This window comes from Kingella sp. SNUBH-2017, from assembly GCF_028680565.1.
Lineage (GTDB): Bacteria > Pseudomonadota > Gammaproteobacteria > Burkholderiales > Neisseriaceae > Kingella_D > Kingella_D pumchi.
Genome location: NZ_JAPHVK010000002.1, coordinates 137,911 through 157,389 on the forward strand (window position 1 = coordinate 137,911; position 19,479 = coordinate 157,389).

Genomic DNA, 19,479 nt, shown 5'->3' on the forward strand with positions numbered 1-19,479 from the left:
AGCACCGCGCCGGCTTGCCGCCTGCGGCGAATCTCCGTAGCATAGCCGCCATCGACAACTGCCTTGCCGAGACTGAGATGATTGCGCGTACATTGTTGCTGGTATTGCTGCCGCTACTGGTATTTTCCGCCGTCGGCCTGTTCCAACTGGGCTTTGCCGCGGCGCTGGTCACTGCGGTGTTTCTGGCGCTGCGCCGCCAAGAAACGCAGGATGAAGAAAACTCGCTGCGCGAGCGCGTCGAATGGCTGGAGCTGACGGTCGGCCGTCTGCAGCGGCAGCTGAAAGAGCTGCAGCAGTCGCAGCGGTACAGCGGTTTTGCCGCGCCGCCGCCAGCGGCAGACTTCAGGCAGCCTGAAAACCCGCTGCCCGAGCAAACACCCGCCGCCGCGCCGCGCCCGCTGCAGACGCCGCCGCCCGTCCGTCCCGAAGTGCCGGCGGATGCCGCCCCCGCAGCGGCGTTTCAGGCTGCCCCTACCGAAGCCGAAATCGAAACCGATGCCGGCAGGGCGCAAAACACTTTCAGGCAGCCTGAAAGCCCTGTCCGCCCTGCCCCTTCCGGCACGGCGCCGGTACGCGGCGGCAATGGGAAAATTATCGTGCGCCGGCGCAAAACGGCCACGGATACGGCAGCGGATGCGGACGCGCCCAACCCGATACTCGCCTGGTTTCTTAAAGGCAATCCGCTGCTCAAAGCCGGCGTGGTGGTGCTGTTTCTCGGACTGGCTTTCCTGCTGCGCTTTGCTTCCGAACACATCCACCTGCCGGTGCGCGTGCGCTATCTGGCGGTGGCAGCGGCCGGGCTGGCGGCAGCGCTCACCGGCTGGAAGCTGCAGCGCCAACGCCGCGAATACGGGCTGGTGCTGCAGGGCTTCGGCATCGCGGTGATGTATCTGACCGCACTGGCGGCGGTCAAACTGCATCCGCTGCTGCCGGCGGATGCGGCGCTGGTGCTGATGGTGGCGCTGGTATTGGCGATGGCGATGCTGGCGCTGCTGCAGGACGCCGAAATTCTGGCGCTGGTGGCGCTGGCCGGCGGCATGGCGGCGCCGCTGCTGCTCGCCGACGGCCGCGGCAGCCACGTTTTCCTGTTTTCCTATCTGGCGCTGCTCAATGCCGGCGTGGCGTTGATGGCGTGGTTCAAATCGTGGCGCAGCCTGAATTTGGCCGGCTTTTGCGGCAGCTTTCTGATTGCCGTTTCGTGGGGCATCCACGATTACCGCCCGCAGCTGTTTGCTTCGGCTGAAGCCTTTTTGCTCTACCACTGGCTGCTTTACACCCTGATTGCCTGCCTGTTTGCCCGCCGCGTGTTGCTGGATCAGGAAAACGCCTTACAGAACGATGACGATGACGGTACCCCGCCCGACGATGCCACACTGGCCCAGCTGTGGCAGGCGCTGCTGCGCGGCCTGTGGCGGGTGGGCATGCTCGACAGCGCCCTGCTCTTTGGCAGCGCCTTTGCCGCTTTCCAGCTGCAGTATGCGATGCTGGCTGCGGGCGCGCCGCTCAAGCCGGCGGCAGCGGCGCTGCTGTTTGCCGCGGTTTACGCCCTGTTTGCGCTGGTGCTGTGGCGCGGCAGCCGCGCGTTTGCCGTGCTGGCGCAGGCTTTTGCCGCGCTGGCCGCGCTGTTTGCCACTTTGGCGGTGCCGCTGGCTTTCGGGCGCGCGCAAACCGTGTCGTTGTGGGCATTGGAAGCGGCGCTGGCCTACTTTTTCGCGCGCAAGCAGCGGCTGGCGCATGTGCGGCTGGCCGCGCTGCTGCTGTATCTGGCCGTCGCCCTGAAGGCGCTGGACAGCGTGTTTGCCGCAGACAGCGCTTCGCCGGCGGTGGCGCTGGCCGCCGCAGCCGGAGGCGGCATGCTGGTATGCGGTGCTTTTTATGGTTTCAGGCTGCCTGCGGCGCGCTGGGAGCGCAATTTGCAAACCGCGGCAATGGCGGCGGTGGTTCTGCTGCTGCCGCTGTTGGCGCGCGAGCTGTTTGCCCCGCGCGGCTTTATGCTGGCGGTCGCATTGCTGGCGCTGGCCGCCGCATGGCTGCGCCGTCGGTTCGATGCCAAAATGCTGCCGGCGGCGGCCGTGTTTTACGGTGGGCTGGTTTTAGTCGAAGCCATTGCCGGCACTGTCCCGTCCGAGTCCGTTGGCCAACCGTCCTGGCCGGCGCTGCTGTGGCAGACTTCTTCTTCGCTGCTGCCGCCCGTCTTTGCCGCCGCCGTGCTGGCCGCCGCGTCCTATCTGCTGTTTGCCAGCGCCGATGAAGGGCAGTCTGAAAACCATAATCGGCACCGCAGCGGTCGTGAAATTACCCATTCAAAGCAGCCTGAAAACCTTTGCGCCGCGCTCTTGCTGGCGTGCGCGCTGCCGACTGCCTTTGCCGCCATCGCCCGCTTTGGCGACGCCTGGGGCAGTCCGGATACCGCGCTGCTGCTGCAGATGCTGCCCTTTTTGCTGCTGGCTGCCGCCGGCCGGCAGTCGGACTGGCGCCATGCCCGCCAAGCCGCGCTGGTGCTGCTGCCGCTTTTGGGCGCCGTGCTGTGGCCGCGCATTCCCGTCTGGGCGCAGCATGGTCTGCTGCCGGGTCTGATCGTGCTGTCTGCCTTCAGCGCCGCTGCCGTCTGGATTACCGCGCCGCAGCGTTTTGAGCGCCGTGAAAACGGTCTGCTTTGGCACGGTCTGATGCTCGCCGTGCCGCTGGCGCTGTGGACACGCTTTAGCGGTCTTGCCGCCGCAGAACACCTGCCCGCCGCCTGGCAGCCTGCAGGCTGGCTGGCCGCACCGTTTGCCGGCGCCCTGCTGCTTTACGCGCTGCGCCGGCACACGCCGCCGCGCTATGACGCGCTCTACCGTCCGGCTGCCGGCGCCGCGCTGGCGTCTTTCGCGCTGCTGTGGCTGCTGTGGGCCAACTGGCGCCAGCCCGCCGAATCCGCTTCCTACCTGCCGTTGCTGAACCTGCTGGAGCTGCCGCAACTGGCGCTGTTTGCTTTTGCTTGGCAGAGCCGCGATCATTGGTTGGACGATGCCGAAAACCGCCGCCCCGTCTATGCCGTTTTCGCCGCCGCCGCGCTTTACGCCCTAAGCGCCGCAGTGATGCGTCTGTGGCATTTTTACGGCGGCGTTGTCTGGCAGCTCGACACCCTGCTCGCTTCCTTCGGCCTGCAGGCCAGCCTGTCGATTGTATGGGCGCTCTCGGCCATCGCCCTGATGACTTCTGGCCACCGCCGCGGCATCCGTCCGCTCTGGTTTTGCGGCGCCGCCCTAATGGCGGTGGTGGTGGCCAAGCTGTTTTTGGTCGAACTGGGCAACAGCGGCGGCATCGCCCGCATCGTTTCCTTTATCGTTGTCGGCCTGCTGTTGCTGCTGGTAGGCTGGTTCGCACCGGTGCCGCCCAAAGATGAAACCTGAACACGCACCAACCGCACTTTCAGGCTGCCCGATATTTTCAGGCAGCCTGAAAGCGTTTTGCCCCGCTTAAATCTTTCAGGCTGCCCCGCCAAGGCAGCCTGAAAAATGCGCGCAAGCACCGCCCCTGCCGCTGCTTGTGGCATTTGGGCGCAGGGCACAGGCGGTAAACAAAAATGCAAGGGGTTATCGCAGCGTAAAAAATTTGCCGGATTTAGAGTCTTCACTTATAATTTGCGCCCCTTGACCGGCAAACGCCGGAAAACGTTTCAAAACATCCGATAAAGATTAAGGAAGAAAACTATGAAAAAAACCACTCTTGCCGCCCTGATCGGCGCCACTGCCCTTGTACTTTCTGCCTGTGGCGGCGGCGGTGGCAGCAGCAGCCCCAACACTTCGGCCAACAATACCGTGCCGAATAACAATAATAACAATGCAAACAACAACGGCAATGCCAACAACAATAACGGCGGCAATGCCAATATCGGCAAAAACACCGCTACCGATTTCAAATCTGTCCAAGCCAGTCAGCTGGATAAACTGACCGTTGGCGGCGTAACCATCAGCCTGACAGGTCTCCGTGCCGGAACCTGGTTCAATAATAACAACAGCAACGGCAATTATGCCGTCGGCGGCACCACATACAGCAGCGTACGTTTTGGTTTTGCCGGAAAATCAGTCAATAATCGGACACCTTTTGTCCACGGTGTCGAAACCACCAATATGCCCACCAGCGGCCAATTCAAATACAGCGGCCTGCATATGAACTCCGACGGCAAAGGTGCCGGCTTCCAAGGCGGAAAAAATTCGGCTGAACTGACTGCCGATTTCGGTGCCCGCAAGCTGACCGGCACACTGACCGGCGCAGCCAACGAAACCTACCAAATCAACGCCGATATCAAAGGCAACCGCTTCAGCGGTACTGCCGCCGATAAAACCTACAGCGAAGGCGGTTTCTACGGCAACAACGCTGCCGAAGTGGCCGGCTCCTATAAAAAAGGCGATATAACCGGTGTATTCGGCGCGCAAAAGCAATAAGCGCCCGTCTTAGATTTTCAGGCTGCCTGTCTCTGTGTCAGGCAGCCTGAAATATTTTGCGCTTGCGTTCGTTTATACTTTTTGGTTTTTCCGTTTTCATTGCGTCCGCACAGGCAAAAATCCTGCTTTGTATCGAACAATAGCGCGCGCCCGTCCTGCAAAACAGTACAAAAACTTTCAGGCTGCCCTTGTTTCCCAAAGGCAGCCTGAAAACCATTCCGGCCTACGCGCCGGCGTACAGCATCAGCAGCGCAATCAGATTGTTCGCCACATGCACCGCTATGCTGCAGCGCAAATCGCGGCTGCAAAGGTACACGCCGCCGAGCACCAGCCCCATGGCGAAATACGGTGCGAACTCCATGCTCACCGGCAGCGCATGCAGGCAGGCGAAGGCAAAGGCGGAAACCGGCAGCAGCGCCAGCCGCTTGGCGCGCGTTTGCGGGCTGCCGAAGCTGTGGAAAAACAGGCCGCGAAACAGCAATTCTTCCAGCAGCGGCGCCGCCAACACGATATAAACCGGCATCAGCAGCGGCAGCTGGGCGAGCAGCTGGGTAAGCATCTGCTGGTTTTGCAGGCTGTCGGTGGTGGCCTGCTGCCCCAGCCAGCCGCTGAACACTTCGTAAAGCGGATTGATCGCCAGCATCAGCACCAGCCCCGCCGCCATGATGGCGGCCTTGCGTTTGCGCCCAACGGTGTCTGCCTTCGGCAACACACCGTGCGCATCCAAAAGACGCCGGTAGCAGCGGCGGCAGAGAACGGTCAGCCAGACAACGGCGGCGAGAAACAGCAGCGTTTCGCACCCTTCGAGCGTGTAGCGCGACAGCATCTGCCATTGTGCCACGCCCAGCGCCTGGTTGAAGCCGACAAACAGCCCGATCACAAACGCCAGGCCGACAAAATAAGCCGCTGCCAGTAGCAGCAGCTCCATCACGGGTCTGAATTTATTCATGCGCGGCGGCTTTCGGTCGGTTGTCCAAGATATTGATTACCCGTTTTGCTTGCGGTTTGGACTGCTCCGCTTCATCAGCGGCACCGGCCACTTCAAACGAAGTCGGCAGGGTTTCGCTGTCAAAGGCCAGATCGCCGCCGTGTTTCAAGTTTTGGCCGCGCTGCAGCCCGACAAAATCAAACAGCTCGGTATCGGCCAGATGGGAAGGCACCACGTTTTGCAGCGCCGAAAACATAGACTCAATGCGGCCGGGGAAACGCTTGTCCCAGTCTTTGAGCATCTCGCCGATTACCTGGCGCTGCAGATTCGGCTGCGAGCCGCACAGATTGCACGGAATAATCGGAAACTGCTTGATTTCGGCGTAGCGGATCAGGTCTTTTTCCTTCACATACGCCAGCGGGCGTATAACGATATGCTCGCCGTTGTCGGAAACGAGTTTCGGCGGCATGGCTTTGAGTTTGCCGCCGTAAAACATATTCAGAAACATGGTGGCGATAATGTCGTCGCGGTGATGCCCCAGCGCGATCTTGCTGCAGCCGAGCTCTTTGGCGGTGCGGTAGAGAATACCGCGGCGCAGGCGGCTGCACAGCGAGCAGGTGGTTTTGCCTTCGTCGAGCACGCGCTTAACGGTGGAATAAGTGTCTTCCTCAACGATTTTATAAGGCATGCCGATGCTCTCCAGATAAGTCGGCAGCACTTCTTCGGGAAAACCCGGCTGTTTTTGGTCGAGATTAACCGCCACCAGCTCGAAATCAATCGGCGCGGACGCCTGCAGGTGGCGCAGGATGTCCAAGAGCGCGTAGCTGTCTTTGCCGCCGGAGAGGCAGACCATAATCTTGTCGCCCGGCTCGATCATATTGAAATCGTTAATCGCATCGCCCACCGCGTGGCGCAGGCGTTTGTGCAGTTTATTGTGTTCCAGTTCGGTTTTGCTTTTGTTGGACATGGCAGGGTTCTTTGCGCAAAAAGCCGCAATTATATCGCGACGGCCGCCGCAAAACACAGCCATCGGCTACAATCCGCCCTTTGCCGCTTTCAGGCAGCCTGAAACCGCGGCGCCACACTAAAAAAGCCCACTTATGAACTTCTGCATCATTCCCGCACGCGGCGGCAGCAAACGCATCGCCCGCAAAAACATCAAAGACTTCTGCGGCCGGCCGATGATCGCCCGCTCCATCGAAGCGGCGCAGCTTTCAGGCTGCTTTGCGCGCATTATCGTTTCCACCGACGACGCCGAAATCGCCGAAACCGCACGCCGCTGCGGCGCCGAAACGCCCTTTGTGCGCCCCGCCGAACTGGCCGACGATTTCGCCACCACCGGCGCAGTGATGCGCCACGCCGTCGCCGCCCTACTGGATGAAAAGCAGCCTGAAAGCCTTTCAGACTGCCCTGAAAACGCACCGGTACCGGACGCCCTGGTCTGCTGCCTGTATGCCACCGCCCCCTTCGTGTGCGCCGACGATCTGCGCCGCGGACTCGACATCCTGCACGAAAGCGGCGGCGACTACGCCTTTGCCGCCACCACCTACGCCTTCCCCATCCAACGCGCCCTGCGCCGCGCCGCCGACGGTTCGGTATCGATGTTCCAACCGGAAAACTTCGCCGTGCGCTCGCAGGATTTAGAAGAAGCCTGGCACGACGCCGGCCAGTTCTACTGGGGACGCGCCGCCGCCTGGCTGGCGGAAAAACCAATATTCAACAGCCGCGCCTACGCCGTCGGACTGCCCCGCTACCGCGTGCAGGACATCGACACCCCCGAAGACTGGCAGCGCGCCGAAATGCTGTACCGCCTGCTGCAGGAAAGCGGTGGCTAAAACGCAGCGGCAATACAAAAGGCAGCCTGAAAGCCAAAGCTGCCTGAAACCGCGTAGGTCAGATTCTCGAATCCGACAAACAGCCGGCTGCAAAGGCGGCATTCGAGCAGAAACGGAAAATGTCGGATACAAGTATTCGACCTTGTATCTCCCCACCAGGGTAAACTCGCGATTTACCCACCGGTATGGCGGCATACATCCGTTCGGACAATCTGCACAAAACCGACAAAACCGACGCCCGCGCGCTGGCCGATATGGGCATTGACCGTTTGGCCAAAGGCAGTGCCGACAAAAGCCTGTGGCAGCCCGCACCGCCCTAAGTCAAACATCTTAAAGCCCTGCTCGCCCGATTAGACGCGCTCGAAGCCGATTTGCAGCGCGAAGACAAGCGCATGGAAAAAGCCCGTGCCGCATCACCGTCAGCCGTCCGGGCAAAGAGCCGCTGGTTTCAGGGTGTGTTGGCAATTAACATTTTGACGGCTTTTTCGCCATAAAACGGCATCTGCCGCTTAAAAATACTCGCCTATGGGCGGGAACGGCTTGAACTGGCGCGGATGCAGGGGGTGTTGTTTTGAAGTCAAGTGTTTAGTGTGTTGATTTGTATGGGTTATTTATTCCGGACAGTAGTGCGCCTACGCGGGAATGACGGCGTCTGGGACGGTGGCTTTGGTGGCTTTGACAGCGGGGAGGCACAGCGTTTCTGCGAAACGCCACCCCCACCCCAGCCCTCCCCCGCGCTGGGGCGCAGGGGAGGGAGTCTCGGCGTTTCAGGCTGCTTTTAAGATCGCTTGGAAAGGCAGCCTGAAAGCAAGCGGCGTAAGTTTCGGCAAGGCTGAAGCACATGAAGGCAGCCTGAAAGCCGTGTTGAACGGTTTTCAGAAGGCAGCCTGCGTCGCGCAGCAAAGTTGCGAAGCTAAAAACGTGAGCTAAGTTTCAGTAAAGCTGAAGCAGCAAAAAGCAGCCTGAAAGCCGCGTTAAACGGTTTTCAGGCTGCTTTTTATGGTTTGGACGGGATTTATTCCGCCGTTGCGCCGCCGCCGATGCGGCTGAGAAAGCGGCGGGTACGTTCGTGCTGCGGGTTGGCAAACAGCTCTTGCGGGGCGCCCTGCTCGACGATTACGCCTTCGTCCATTACCACCACGGTATCGGCCACGTCGAGGGCGAATTTGATTTCGTGGGTAACGACGACCATGGTGCGGCCTTCGGCGGCGAGTTCTTTCATGGTGGCGAGAATACCCTGCACCAGCTCGGGATCGAGCGCGGAGGTCGGCTCGTCAAACAGCATCAGCCGCGGGCGGATGGCGAGGGCGCGGGCGATGCCGACGCGCTGCTGCTGGCCGCCGGACAATTGGTGCGGATACAGCGTTTCTTTGCCGGAAAGCCCGACTTTTTCCAGCAGCACCAGCGCCTGCTGATGGGCTTCGGCCACACTTACGCCCTGCACCTGCACCGGCCCTTCCATAACGTTTTCCAACGCGGTTTTGTGCGGAAACAGGTTGTATTGCTGGAACACCATGCCGGATTTGCGGCGCAGGGCGAGAATGTCTTTTTTACCGGGCTTGCGGGCGAAGTCTATGCTGAGCGCGTCGGGTTCGGAGAAGCGGATTTCGCCGGCTTCGGGCAGCTCGAGCGCGTTCAGGCAGCGCAAAAAGGTGGTTTTGCCCGAGCCGGATGGGCCGAGAATGACCACCACCTGCCCTTTATCTATGCTCAGGTCGATGCCGCGCAGGATGTCGTTTTTACCGAAGGACTTGCGGATGTTTTTTATTTCTATCATTTACTTGGCCACAAAGCGGTTGTTGTAGCGCTCCATATGCGCCTGCATGACAAACAGCACGAAGCAGAAGCACCAGTAAATCAGTCCGGCTTCCAGATACACCGGCAGAAAGTCGTAGGAGGAATTGGCGTACTGCTGGGCAACGCGGAACAGCTCGGTTACGGTTACCGTGGAGGCCAGCGAAGTGTCTTTAACCAGGCTGATAAAGCTGTTGCTCAGCGGCGGTACCGCCACGCGGAAGGCCTGCGGCGCGATGATGCGGCGGAAGGTTTGCAGATAGCCCATGCCGATGGAGGCGCCGGCTTCCCACTGGCCTTTGGGCACCGACAAAATCGCCGCGCGCACAGTTTCCGAGCCGTAGGCGCCGACGTTCAGCGAAAAGCCGATGATGCCGGCCGGCAGCGGGTCGATAAAAATCCCCATCGCCGGCAGGCCGTAAAACACCACGCACAGCTGGATCAGGAGCGGCGTGCCGCGGATGGCGGAGATATAGACTTTGCACAGCGCCAGCAGCAGGCGGTGAAACACGCCGCCTGCGGGCATAATCCGTATCAGCGCCACCGCCACCGCAATCAGCATGCCGATGGCAAAAGACACCAGCGCCAGCGGCGCGGACACCGTCAGGCCGGCTTTGACCATCGGCCAGAAAGCGTCCATCACCAGCGTGGCGCGGGTGCCGTTCATAAACGGCAGCGAAGTCAGAAATTCGTGCACCATCGTTATTTCACGCTGACGTCTTCACCAAAAAACTCTTCGCCGAGTTTCTTCAGCGTGCCGTCTTGCTGCAGCTCTTCGATGGCGGTGTTGATTTTCGCCAGCGCTTCGGTATTGCCCTTGTTCAAAATCAGGCCGGAACCGAGTTTGTCGTCCGCGCCCGCTTTCCAAGCGGTTTTCAGGCCGGAATCGGGATTTTTCTTCAGATAGTCCAACAGCGCCAGCGAATCGTTGAGCGTGAGATCGGCGCGGTTTTGCTGCACCAGCGTCAGCGCCTGCGCCATGCCGTCCACCGGCACCACTTCGGCCTTGGCGGCCACCGCCATCTCGCCGTAGTTGCTGCTCAAAGTCTGCGCCGCTTTCAAGCCTTTGATGTCATCGAGCGACTTGATGGTTTTATTGTCTGCGCGCACCAGCATCATCGGCCCGCTCCAGCTGTAGTTTTCCGATTTGTCGAAAGTGGCGCGGCGCTCGGGCGTGGTCAGGCTTACCTGGTTGGCCACCATATCGAAGCGGCCGGCTTTCAGGCCGGCGAGCATGGCGTCCCACTGGGTTTCTTTAAATTCGATTTCCACGCCGAGCTTTTGGGCGACGGCGCGTGCCACTTCAACGTCGTAGCCGGTGAGTTTGCCGCTTTGGTCGTGGTAGGTGAAGGGGGCGTAAGTACCTTCGGTGCCGACCACAATCTTGCCTTTGTTGTTGATGCGCTCGATCAGGCTGCCGGAGATTTTGGTTTCAGGCTGCGCTTCGGAAGCCGCGGCACCGCCGGCAGAACCGCCGCCGCAGGCGGCCAGCACCAGCGAACATACAAGCGGCAGGGCAAATTTTTTCAACATGGATAACGCTCCGTATTCAATATGCGAAAAGCGCGGGATTGTACGGGAAAAGCCGCCGCGCACAAAGCCTGTCGCTATCTAAGCCTTATAAAAAGCGGGTATAAGCAGTTTGGGCGGGGCGGCTGTGCTTTGCTTTCAGGCTGCTTTGGGTGCGGCAGCGCGGGCGTGTTTACTGCAGCAGCCCGATGGTCAGCAATATCGCCAGCAACACGATTGCGCCGATAAGCGTTTGCTTGCGCGTGGGCTTGGGCGCGGTTTGTTTGATCCAGCCCAGTTTGCGCCCCAGCCAGAAAATCAGGCGCAAAGTCCATTCAAGCAATAAGGCGACAAGGTCAATCGCCAAGAGAAACAAATCCGTCATGTCCTGCCATCCTTTAAGCTGTGCGTTTGAATCCGGCGGCTTCGTTTTTCAGGCTGCCTTTCCCATCAGAAAAGGCAGCCTGAAAAGTAAAACGGCGGCGGATTGGAATTAGGGCTGTTCGCCCAGGGCGTAGATGGCGTCGAGATTGCGCCACATACCGCGGGCGTCCATGCCGTAGCCGAAAACGTAGCGGTCGGGCACGCTCAGGCCGGTGTAGTCGGCGCGGATGGGTTTGCTTTTGGTGATGGCTTTGTCGGCGAATACGGCGCTGCGGCAGCTTTTGGCGCCTTTGGCCAGCAGTTTTTCGCGCACGGCGTGCATGGTGTGGCCTTCGTCGAGGATGTCGTCGAGCACCAGTATGTCGCGGCTGGCGACGTTTTCAGGCTGGTAGAGCCAGTGCAGGTCGCTGCCTTGCAGCTGGTCGCCGTAGCGGCTGACGTGGATGTAGTCGAAATCGAGCGGGAAGCGCAGCAGCGGAAGCAGGCGGCCGGCAAACACAACGGCGCCGCCCATCACCGCCAGCACCAGCGGGTGGCTTTCGCTCAAATCGGCGGTGATGGCGCGCGCCATTTCTTCCAGCGCTTTTTGGCAGTCGGCGGGCGAGTGGATTTCTTCGGCGGATTCGAGCATGGCCATCGCCTGCCAGTAGCGTTCTTTATCGGCACTCATTGCGTTTCCTTTCTGTGGGATTTGGGGAAAAACAGGCAGCCTGAAAGCTTTTCAGGCTGCCTTTTGCGTGAATCAGTCTTCTTCCAGACTCAGATAGCTGCTTTGTTTGAGCGTGTGGAAAAATTCGGCGGTGTAGATGCGCTGCTCGTTGCGTTCGAGCTTGGCCCAGCGCAGTTTTTCTTCGAATTTGTTGATGACTTCCTGCGGCTGGAGATGGACGTAGCGCAGCATGTCTTCGATGGTGTCGTGCTCTTCCATGCCGGAGTATTCGACGCTGCCGTCGCTGCGCACATACACATTCACCGAATCGGTGTCGCCGAATAGGTTGTGCATGTCGCCGAGAATTTCCTGATAGGCGCCGACCATAAACACGCCGATCAGATAGGGCTGGCCTTTATTGGGGGCGTGCAGCGGCATATTCGATTCGATGCTCTGCTGATCGACGTAGCGGCTGAGTTTGCCGTCGGAATCGCAGGTCAGATCCTGCAGGATGGCGCGGCGGTTGGGTTTTTCGCCCAGCCGGTGGATGGGCATAATCGGCAGCACCTGGCCGATGGCCCAGGTATCGGGAAGGCTTTGGAACACGCTGAAGTTGCAGAAATATTTGTCGGCGAGTTTGTCGATCAAGTCGTCGAACACCTGGCGCTGGGCGCGGTGGCTGGTCTGCAGGCCTTTTTTCAGGCGGCGGCACAACACCGCGTACACCTGCTCGGCCAGCGCTTTTTCCGGCAGGCCGATTTTGCCGTCGATGTAGTTTTCGGTTACTTCCGCCAGATAGTGGCCGATGCGGTAGTAGGTTTCGGTAACCATCTCGCTGTCGATGCCTTTTTCCATCAGGTGGATCAGCTTTTGGGTGGCGAAGGAATAGTTTTCGCGCTCGTCGCCGATGCCCGCCACGCTTTCGGGCAGGCTTTCGACGTCGGTTACATTGGTAACCAGCACCGCGTGGTGGGCGGTGAGCGCGCGGCCGGATTCGCTGAAGACGTTGGGATGCGGGATGCCGTATTCGTCGCAATACTCGCGCAGCATCGAGATAATGGTGTAGGAATATTCGCCGATGTCGTAATTGACCGAGCTGGCGTTGCGCGAGTGGGTGCCGTCGTAATCGACGCCCAGCCCGCCGCCGACATCGACATAATCAATCGGCAGCCCCAAGCCGCGCAGTTCGGCAAAATAGCGCACGGCTTCTTTAAAGCCCAAGCGGTAGTCGGCGATATTGGAAATCTGCGAGCCCATATGAAAGTGCATCAGGCGCACGCACTCGCCCAAACCGGCGGCTTTCAGGCGCTCGGCGGCGGAAATAATCTGCGCGGCAGACAGGCCGAACTTGCCTTTTTCGCCGCCGGTGTCCGCCCATTTGCTTGAAGCGAGCGACGATAAGCGCACGCGGATGCCGAGATTGGGGCGCACATTGAGCTTGGCGGACTCTTCGATGACGATATCCACTTCGCTCTCTTTTTCGATGACGATAAACACCTGGTGGCCGAGCCGCTGCCCCATCAGCGCCAGACGGATGAAATTGCGATCTTTATAGCCGTTGCAGACGATGGTGCCGCCTTTGGGGGCAAAGGCCAGCACAATCATCAGCTCGGGTTTGGAGCCGGCTTCCAAGCCGATGGAAACTTCATCGTTTTTCGGCACGATCAGGTTTTTGACCACGCTCTCCTGCTGGTTGACTTTAATCGGGTAGATGGCGGTGTAGCTGCCCTGATAGTCGTTTTTGCGGATGGAGCGGTTGAAAGCGCGGCACAGGCGCAGCGCCCTATCCTGCAGGATATCGGGAAAGCGGAACAGCATCGGCAGATCCTGGCCGCGCTCGTTAAGCTGGTGCACCAAATCGTACAGGCTGACAGCGGCCTGGCTGTCGGGATTGGGACGCACCATCACTTCGCCGTTGTCGGCAATGAAAAAATAGCCGTCGCCCCAGTGTTTGATGCCGTAGGTGGATGCCGAAGCATCGATACTCCATGTCATGTGCGGATTCCTTGTGTCTGGCGGTTTGCCGGCGCCCCTGCCGCCTGAGCGGGTGGGGGCGCGGTTTGTTGTTGTCGGTAATGGTGCCTGAAGTTTTCAGGCTGCTTTCGGGGTTTTCAGGCTGCTTGGGTGCTGGTTTGATGCGCCTGCAGGCAGCCTGAAAGCGTGTAAGCCGCTTTCAGGCTGCTGGTTAATCGTGCAGACGGCGCAGGTATTCGACTTCCTCGCGGCTGCCGAGCACCACCGCCACGCGCTGGTGCAGCGCCTGCGGCCGGATGTCGAGCATATCCTGGCGGGCGTCGCAGCAGGCGCCGCCGGCCTCGCGCAGCACCAGCGCCAGCGGGTTGGCTTCGTACATCAGTCGCAGCTTGCCGGGCTTGGCGGGGTCGCGATTGTCTTTGGGATACATAAACACGCCGCCGCGCATCAGGATGCGGTGCACTTCCGCCACCATGCTGGCGACCCAGCGCATATTGTAGTTTTTGCCGCGCACACCCTCGCTGCCGGCCAGTAATTCGTCGATATAGCGGCGTACCGGTTCTTCCCAGTGGCGGCGGTTGGACATATTGATGGCAAATTCGGCGGTAGTTTCGGGTACGCGCAAATCGGCGGCGGTTTGGACGAACTCGCCTTTGTCATCGAGCGTAAACACCGCCACGCCCTTGCTAAAGGTGAGCACCAGCAGGGTTTGCGGGCCGTAAAGCACATAGCCGGCGGCCAGCTGGCGGCTGCCCTCCTGCAGGAAACTTTCGGTTTTCAGGCTGCCTTCGGGCTTGGCGAGTACCGAAAAAATGGTGCCGATGGAAATATTGACATCAATATTCGACGAGCCGTCCAAAGGGTCGAACAGCACCAGATAGCGGCCGCCCTCGTTGCAGGAAACGAAACTGTCTTCTTCCTCGCTGGCCAGCCCCGCTACCGCCGGCTCGGCTTTGAGCGCGGCCACCAGAATATCGTTGGCGATCACGTCGAGTTTTTTCTGCGCCTCGCCCTGCACATTGCCGCTGCCGGCCTCACCCAGCACACCGGCGAGCGCGCCCAGCCGCACTTTGGCCTGGATCGCGCCGCAGGCGCCGACCACGGCGGCAACGGTATCGATCAGCGCCGGATCAAGGCCGTGCGCGGCATGTTGTTGTTCAAGAAAGCGGGCGAAAGTCGCGGCCATGGCAAAGTCCTTATGCGGTAGGGAAAACAGGCGCGGATTGTACGGGAAAGCGCGGCGCTTACCAATCGGCGCCGCGCTTTTTTTGGCGCAAAATGTTTTCAGGCTGCCCCGGCGCAGGCAGCCTGAAAACGCGAAAAGTTTAGCGGCGCAGCAGCACAAAAAGCTGGTTTTTGCTGCGCGGGCGCCGTCCCTGCCACAGGGCGTTTTCCGGCACGGCTTCGGTGCGCGGATCGGTTTCCAGCAGCTCGTAGCGGCAGTTGTCGGCAGCGGTGCCGAGTTTCAGGCTGCCGTACTGCTGCCAGGCCAGATAGCCGTCGCTGTTCGGGCGGCGGATCAGCAGGCAGGCGCCGGCGGCAAAATCGGCGCGCGCGGCAGCATCGAGCGACTGTTCCATCTGCAAGACCACCGGCCGGTAGCTTTTGGCGGCATCGAGCCAGGGCAGAAACAGGGTAAACAACAGCGCCCACACCAGCGTGATGCCCGCCGCCCAGTTGGTTACCGCCTGCCGGCCGCGGATGCGGCGCCGGCGCACCGCCACCAGCCACATCAGACCGAACAACAGGGCAAACAGAATCGGCAGCGGCCGGATATGCGGCGTGTAATACGGGCTGAAATAAGCGGCGCGGGCAGCCAGACGCGCCGGATAGCCGTAGTTCATCGCCATAAAGCCCAGCCACAGAAACACCGCCGCCAGCCCGAAAGTCATCATGCCGAACCAGTTGAAAAACGCCGCCACCCCGCGCTTGAGACTATCAAGCTGCGCCGAAGCGGCCAGCGCCAAGGGCGGCAGCAGCAGCACCAGATAATCGCGGTTGTGCTGCGGCATCAGCGCCAGCAGCAGGCCGAACACCGCCAGCCAGCACAGCGCCGGCAGGAAAACCGCACGCTGCGCGGCCGGCGTTTTCACCGCCGTCCACAGCGCCAGCGGCCAGGCCGGCAGGGCAAACCAGGCCAGATGCAGCAGATAGTAAGGCAGGCTGAAAGCAGCCTGAAAACCGTCCAGCCCGCCAAACACGCCAAACAGCTGCCGGCGCAGATAAATATCAAACGCCGCCGGATGGTTGTTTGCCAGCAGCAAAAAATGGCTGGCCAACAGCGGCAGCACCACCGCCAGCGTGTACAGCAGCCACAGCAGATGGCGCCGCCGCCAGCCGGCAAACACATGGGGCAGCACCCCCGCCAGCAGCGCGGCGGCCGCTACCAGCGCCCCGCCGGCCTGAAACAGCAGCAGCAGCGCCAGCGCCGAGAGCACGCCGGAAAACACCACCTGCCGCTGCGCCGCCGCCATCCCCCACCAATACAGTCCGGCACCGGCAAACAGCACCGGCACCGGTCCGAGAAAATGGCCGGCCGCCGTCAGCCCCGCCGAAGCAATCAGCACCAGCAGCATGCTGCGGGCGGCGTGGCGGTCGAGCATGCGGGCACAGGCCATGCCGCAGCCGGCCAGCCCCAGTGCGGTAAACACCACGCTGGCAACGCGCGCCGCCGAATAGGCATCGAGCGCCCACGGCGAGAGCAGGCGCACAAACAGCGCCGCCAGCCACACATAAGGCGGCGGCAGCGTGGAAGCCCCTGCCACCGAGCCGTGGCGCAGGAAATGCTCGACGGCGGCAAAAGTTTCCGGCTCGTGCGGCCGCCACAAATCATGCGAAAACACGCCCGGCCACAGCCAGGCAAACACCAAAAGCAGCAGCATCCACGGATATTCGCGGCTGCCGGCGGGGCGGCCGGATTCGGGCGGAGTGTAGGTCAGCATGGCGGATTTCCGTTGCAATGCCGGCGGCAGGGCGGGATGGCGTTTGCGCTTGGCAACTGCGTGTTCAGGCAGCCTGAAACGCGGCGCCCCGCACCCTGCCGGCGGCGGATAAACCAAAGGCGGCACGGATCTGCCGCCGCATCTGTTGGGCAAAAGGCAGCCTGAAAATGCAAAAACCGGCTTGGGCTTCGCAATCCCGCTGCGCTTTCAGGCAGCCTGAAAGTTTACGGCCGGCCCGTTTTCGGGCTGACGGTCAGGATTTCGTAGCCGGTATCGGTAACCAGCACTTCGTGCTCCCACTGGGCGGACAGGCTGCGGTCTTTGGTGACCACCGTCCAGCCGTCGGCCAGGATTTTCAGGTGGCGTTTACCCTGGTTGATCATCGGCTCGACGGTGAAAATCATCCCCGGCTGCAGCTTCAGGCCGCTGCCTTTGCGCCCGTAGTGCAGCACCTGCGGCTCTTCGTGAAAGCCGCGGCCGATGCCGTGGCCGCAAAATTCCTGCACCACCGAATAGCCGGCGTTTTCGGCCACCTGCTGGCAGGCGTGGCCGACGTCGCCCAGCGTGGCGCCGGGGCGCACCGCTTCGATACCGGCCATCATCGCGGCGTGGGTGGTGTCGATCAGGCGCTTGGCAACCGGGCTGATCTGGCCGACGGCATACATGCGGCTGGAATCGCCGTGAAAGCCGTCTTTTTTGATGGTAACGTCGATATTGATGATGTCGCCGTTTTTCAGCGGCTTGTCGTCGGGAATGCCGTGGCAGATAACGTGGTTCACCGAAGTGCAGCAGGATTTGGGGAAAGGCGGGTTGCCGTAATGCAGCGGCGCGGGATAGCCGCCCTGCACATTGATGTGGTAATCGTGGATCAGCTGGTTGATCTCGTTGGTAGTTACGCCGGGTTTGACGAAATCGCCGATATAGTCCAGCGCTTCGGCGGCCAGCCGGCCCAGCTCGCGCATTTTTTCAATTTCGGCGGGGGTTTTGATAATCACGGGCATAAAATGTCCTTTAAATGTGGGTGTTGCGGGGTTTCAGGCTGTCTGAAAATTCTAGGCGGCAGATTTGGATTTGCGCAGCAGCGCCAGCACCAATAAAACAATCGAAGCCAGCGAAACAACGGCACAGATGATCGGAAAGACAAAACTATCGATACTGTATGCGGCATACATGCAGGCAACTTCAACCGCCAGCAGGACGACCCCTGCACGGCACAGCTTGTCTTGCCGAAAACGCATCGACAGCGGCGGCTGGCAAATCGTGATCAGGGCAATAACGCACCAAACACACATCGCCTGACTCTGCCACCCGACGAAGTTGTTCTTAGCAGCCAAGAAAAGATTTACCAAAATTTCCAGCAACAGACCGAAAGAGACGATGCCCCAGAAAAACAGCCAGCCGGTTTTCTTACGATGATTCATACTTCTCTCCTTATGTGTATTACCGCCCAACTCCGTTTTCAGGCAGCCTGAAAAACTATTTTTTCAACTCGACAAACGGCAGGCCGGTTTTGCGGGCGATGGTTTGGGCATAAATCTTGGCGCGGGAAGCATCGCCGCTGGCGCCGATCAGGATATCTTCGCCGTTTGCCAGCAGCAGCCGGATCGGCGATTCGCCGCTAAATGCGAATTGGTAGGCAAGGGCATGGATTTGGCTGCGGGCGATGCGGTGCACAGGCTGCCACGACAGCTTTTTCCACGCAAAGTCTTCCAGCAGCAGCATTTGTGCCTGCGGATCAAAGCGCACGCGGCGGATGTGGCGGAAGCGGAAAAAGGTATAGCTGGCCCAAGAAACGGTAAACGCGGTCAGCAGCCCCACTTGGCGCACGCTTTCCCAATTCAGCGACACTTCCCCCTTGGAAACCGCCTGCGCCCACAGCAACCATACTCCCGCCGTGCAGAACAGCACCAGCAGGTAAAACGCCATTTTGCTGCGGTGGAGCGAGCCGAAATCTATCATCTTGTTACGCTTGCGGATCATGTTTGGAAACTTTCGCTAAAACTTTCAGGCAGCCTGAATCGGTTTATTCGCTGCTTCCGATCCACCAGACCCTGCCGTCCTGCCGCGCGGGCAGCGGGTAGTCCTGCCGGCAGATGTCGGAAACTTCGCGGCCGGGGGCGGCGGCTGCCCAGTTTTGCAAGGCAGTTTCCAGTTCGGCAGATTGGGCGGCGGGGGCGGCGATGCCGATGCTGCGCTCGGTCTGCCAAGTGTCGGCCTGCTCTACGCTTGGGGCGGCGTCCGTGTGTTCGTGCGGGATGCCGTAGCTGCAACGCAGGCAGATATAACGCAGGCTTTGCGTCCAGTCTTCGCTGTGCCAGCCGTGTTCGTTTAGCAGGGCGGCGAGTGCCTGCGCGTCTGCGGCGACGGGGCTGCGGACGAAGGCGGTATGGGTCGGGGTTTCAGACGGCCGCCAGCGCTCGAAGGCGTTGAATACGTGGACTTCACCTTGCCCGTCGGGACTGGGGCGGGTGCCGGTTGGTGCGCCGTCGTGCAGGGCGATGTCGCCGAAACGCCAGCCGCTTTCGGGCAGCGGCACGTTGATGATTTGGGCGCGGACGGGGTCGATGCGGCGGGCGTACACGGTTTCGCCGTTTGCCCACGGGTTGAGGCGTATCACGGCGATGCCGAAGTCGGCACAGATTTCGCCTTCGCCTTCGGGGACACTGATGCCGCAGGCCGCCCACATTCGGCGGGCGGTGTGCCAGTCGTGCAGGGCGGTGGCGGCAATGGCAGCGTTCCAGTGCGCGGCTTCATCGAATGCTTCGGCGCATTCGATGGCGCGCAGGTTGGCGGCGAGGGCGGTATGCCAGTCAAGGCGGTTTTTGGCGGTTAAGCCCTGCATGTAGTGGTAGCTGCTGTCGTCGGGAAATTGTTTGACGAGTTTGGCGAAGTATCCGGCGGCTTGGGCGAGTTCGCCTGCGTCGAAGGCGGCGTAGGCCTGTTTGTGCAGTTTTTTGTGGCGGCGGAAGGTGAAGGACATAGGTTGGTTTCCTGTTGGGATTCAGGCAGCCTGAAAGCCTGTTTGGCGTTTTCA

General features: G+C 60.7%; 18 protein-coding genes. 4 read left to right on the top strand and 14 right to left on the bottom strand.

What is annotated here, in order from left to right:
* Nucleotides 1-77 precede the first annotated feature (77 nt).
* A complete protein-coding gene (locus OP500_RS02975) occupies nucleotides 78-3,395 on the top strand; it encodes a DUF2339 domain-containing protein (RefSeq protein ID WP_274070133.1) in 3,318 nt (1,105 codons plus the stop codon).
* A gap of 300 nt (nucleotides 3,396-3,695) precedes the next feature.
* A complete protein-coding gene (locus OP500_RS02980) occupies nucleotides 3,696-4,430 on the top strand; it encodes a transferrin-binding protein-like solute binding protein (protein ID WP_238747102.1) in 735 nt (244 codons plus the stop codon).
* 223 nt (nucleotides 4,431-4,653) lie between these two features.
* Here the strand turns inward: OP500_RS02980 and OP500_RS02985 are convergent, their stop codons facing one another.
* Both OP500_RS02985 and ttcA read right to left on the bottom strand, forming a co-directional pair.
* Nucleotides 4,654-5,379 carry a CPBP family intramembrane glutamic endopeptidase gene (locus tag OP500_RS02985; RefSeq protein ID WP_274070134.1) on the bottom strand — a complete coding sequence of 242 codons (726 nt, stop codon included), beginning with the start codon at nucleotides 5,377-5,379 and terminating at the stop codon, nucleotides 4,654-4,656.
* A complete protein-coding gene (gene ttcA / locus OP500_RS02990) occupies nucleotides 5,372-6,325 on the bottom strand; it encodes a tRNA 2-thiocytidine(32) synthetase TtcA (protein WP_238747093.1) in 954 nt (317 codons plus the stop codon). The genes OP500_RS02985 and ttcA overlap by 8 nt, the downstream gene beginning before the upstream one ends.
* Nucleotides 6,326-6,458: 133 nt before the next feature.
* On the opposite strand from ttcA, the gene pseF reads away from it, so the two are divergent.
* Nucleotides 6,459-7,193, top strand: coding sequence for a pseudaminic acid cytidylyltransferase (gene pseF / locus OP500_RS02995; RefSeq protein WP_274070135.1), 735 nt, complete (start codon nucleotides 6,459-6,461; stop codon nucleotides 7,191-7,193).
* A 185-nt stretch (nucleotides 7,194-7,378) separates the two neighbouring features.
* Nucleotides 7,379-7,513, top strand: a complete 135-nt coding sequence (locus tag OP500_RS03000) for a hypothetical protein (RefSeq protein WP_255778448.1) — start codon at nucleotides 7,379-7,381, stop codon at nucleotides 7,511-7,513.
* A gap of 695 nt (nucleotides 7,514-8,208) precedes the next feature.
* On the opposite strand, the gene OP500_RS03005 is transcribed toward OP500_RS03000, so the two are convergent.
* The 12 genes from OP500_RS03005 to OP500_RS03060 form a co-directional block, all read right to left on the bottom strand.
* Complete coding sequence (locus tag OP500_RS03005) at nucleotides 8,209-8,970, bottom strand: amino acid ABC transporter ATP-binding protein (protein WP_238747086.1); 762 nt, start codon at nucleotides 8,968-8,970, stop codon at nucleotides 8,209-8,211.
* Nucleotides 8,971-9,687, bottom strand: a complete 717-nt coding sequence (locus OP500_RS03010) for an amino acid ABC transporter permease (RefSeq protein WP_238747084.1) — start codon at nucleotides 9,685-9,687, stop codon at nucleotides 8,971-8,973.
* A gap of 2 nt (nucleotides 9,688-9,689) precedes the next feature.
* On the bottom strand, nucleotides 9,690-10,520 hold the full coding sequence (locus tag OP500_RS03015; protein WP_238747082.1) for an amino acid ABC transporter substrate-binding protein: 831 nt from the start codon (nucleotides 10,518-10,520) through the stop codon (nucleotides 9,690-9,692).
* A 169-nt stretch (nucleotides 10,521-10,689) separates the two neighbouring features.
* Nucleotides 10,690-10,881 carry a hypothetical protein gene (locus OP500_RS03020; RefSeq protein WP_274070136.1) on the bottom strand — a complete coding sequence of 64 codons (192 nt, stop codon included), beginning with the start codon at nucleotides 10,879-10,881 and terminating at the stop codon, nucleotides 10,690-10,692.
* 108 nt (nucleotides 10,882-10,989) lie between these two features.
* Nucleotides 10,990-11,550 carry a hypoxanthine-guanine phosphoribosyltransferase gene (locus tag OP500_RS03025; protein WP_274070137.1) on the bottom strand — a complete coding sequence of 187 codons (561 nt, stop codon included), beginning with the start codon at nucleotides 11,548-11,550 and terminating at the stop codon, nucleotides 10,990-10,992.
* Nucleotides 11,551-11,622: 72 nt separating this feature from the next.
* Nucleotides 11,623-13,524, bottom strand: coding sequence for an arginine decarboxylase (gene speA / locus OP500_RS03030; RefSeq protein WP_274070138.1), 1,902 nt, complete (start codon nucleotides 13,522-13,524; stop codon nucleotides 11,623-11,625).
* A gap of 190 nt (nucleotides 13,525-13,714) precedes the next feature.
* Complete coding sequence (locus OP500_RS03035) at nucleotides 13,715-14,689, bottom strand: class 1 fructose-bisphosphatase (RefSeq protein ID WP_274070139.1); 975 nt, start codon at nucleotides 14,687-14,689, stop codon at nucleotides 13,715-13,717.
* A 139-nt stretch (nucleotides 14,690-14,828) separates the two neighbouring features.
* Nucleotides 14,829-16,445, bottom strand: a complete 1,617-nt coding sequence (locus tag OP500_RS03040) for a glycosyltransferase family 39 protein (RefSeq protein WP_274070140.1) — start codon at nucleotides 16,443-16,445, stop codon at nucleotides 14,829-14,831.
* 224 nt (nucleotides 16,446-16,669) lie between these two features.
* A complete protein-coding gene (map, locus tag OP500_RS03045) occupies nucleotides 16,670-17,446 on the bottom strand; it encodes a type I methionyl aminopeptidase (protein WP_274070141.1) in 777 nt (258 codons plus the stop codon).
* Between the two features lie 51 nt (nucleotides 17,447-17,497).
* Complete coding sequence (locus OP500_RS03050; RefSeq protein WP_274070142.1) at nucleotides 17,498-17,866, bottom strand: hypothetical protein; 369 nt, start codon at nucleotides 17,864-17,866, stop codon at nucleotides 17,498-17,500.
* Between the two features lie 55 nt (nucleotides 17,867-17,921).
* Nucleotides 17,922-18,425 carry a hypothetical protein gene (locus OP500_RS03055; protein ID WP_274070143.1) on the bottom strand — a complete coding sequence of 168 codons (504 nt, stop codon included), beginning with the start codon at nucleotides 18,423-18,425 and terminating at the stop codon, nucleotides 17,922-17,924.
* Nucleotides 18,426-18,468: 43 nt separating this feature from the next.
* Complete coding sequence (locus OP500_RS03060; RefSeq protein WP_274070144.1) at nucleotides 18,469-19,425, bottom strand: tetratricopeptide repeat protein; 957 nt, start codon at nucleotides 19,423-19,425, stop codon at nucleotides 18,469-18,471.
* Between the last annotated feature and the right edge of the window lie 54 nt (nucleotides 19,426-19,479).

Excerpts from the sequence above, each read along its gene's own strand:
- OP500_RS03060 (WP_274070144.1), bottom strand. The coding sequence starts at position 19,425 with ATGTCCTTCACCTTCCGCCGCCACAAAAAACTGCACAAACAGGCCTAC.
- OP500_RS03010 (WP_238747084.1), bottom strand. The coding sequence starts at position 9,687 with ATGGTGCACGAATTTCTGACTTCGCTGCCGTTTATGAACGGCACCCGC.
- OP500_RS03055 (WP_274070143.1), bottom strand. The coding sequence starts at position 18,425 with ATGATCCGCAAGCGTAACAAGATGATAGATTTCGGCTCGCTCCACCGC.
- OP500_RS03015 (WP_238747082.1), bottom strand. The coding sequence starts at position 10,520 with ATGTTGAAAAAATTTGCCCTGCCGCTTGTATGTTCGCTGGTGCTGGCC.
- pseF (WP_274070135.1), top strand. The coding sequence starts at position 6,459 with ATGAACTTCTGCATCATTCCCGCACGCGGCGGCAGCAAACGCATCGCC.
- OP500_RS03025 (WP_274070137.1), bottom strand. The coding sequence starts at position 11,550 with ATGAGTGCCGATAAAGAACGCTACTGGCAGGCGATGGCCATGCTCGAA.
- OP500_RS02980 (WP_238747102.1), top strand. The coding sequence starts at position 3,696 with ATGAAAAAAACCACTCTTGCCGCCCTGATCGGCGCCACTGCCCTTGTA.
- ttcA (WP_238747093.1), bottom strand. The coding sequence starts at position 6,325 with ATGTCCAACAAAAGCAAAACCGAACTGGAACACAATAAACTGCACAAA.
- OP500_RS03050 (WP_274070142.1), bottom strand. The coding sequence starts at position 17,866 with ATGAATCATCGTAAGAAAACCGGCTGGCTGTTTTTCTGGGGCATCGTC.
- OP500_RS02975 (WP_274070133.1), top strand. The coding sequence starts at position 78 with ATGATTGCGCGTACATTGTTGCTGGTATTGCTGCCGCTACTGGTATTT.
- OP500_RS03005 (WP_238747086.1), bottom strand. The coding sequence starts at position 8,970 with ATGATAGAAATAAAAAACATCCGCAAGTCCTTCGGTAAAAACGACATC.
- speA (WP_274070138.1), bottom strand. The coding sequence starts at position 13,524 with ATGACATGGAGTATCGATGCTTCGGCATCCACCTACGGCATCAAACAC.
- OP500_RS03035 (WP_274070139.1), bottom strand. The coding sequence starts at position 14,689 with ATGGCCGCGACTTTCGCCCGCTTTCTTGAACAACAACATGCCGCGCAC.
- OP500_RS02985 (WP_274070134.1), bottom strand. The coding sequence starts at position 5,379 with ATGAATAAATTCAGACCCGTGATGGAGCTGCTGCTACTGGCAGCGGCT.
- OP500_RS03020 (WP_274070136.1), bottom strand. The coding sequence starts at position 10,881 with ATGACGGATTTGTTTCTCTTGGCGATTGACCTTGTCGCCTTATTGCTT.
- OP500_RS03040 (WP_274070140.1), bottom strand. The coding sequence starts at position 16,445 with ATGCTGACCTACACTCCGCCCGAATCCGGCCGCCCCGCCGGCAGCCGC.
- OP500_RS03000 (WP_255778448.1), top strand. The coding sequence starts at position 7,379 with ATGGCGGCATACATCCGTTCGGACAATCTGCACAAAACCGACAAAACC.
- map (WP_274070141.1), bottom strand. The coding sequence starts at position 17,446 with ATGCCCGTGATTATCAAAACCCCCGCCGAAATTGAAAAAATGCGCGAG.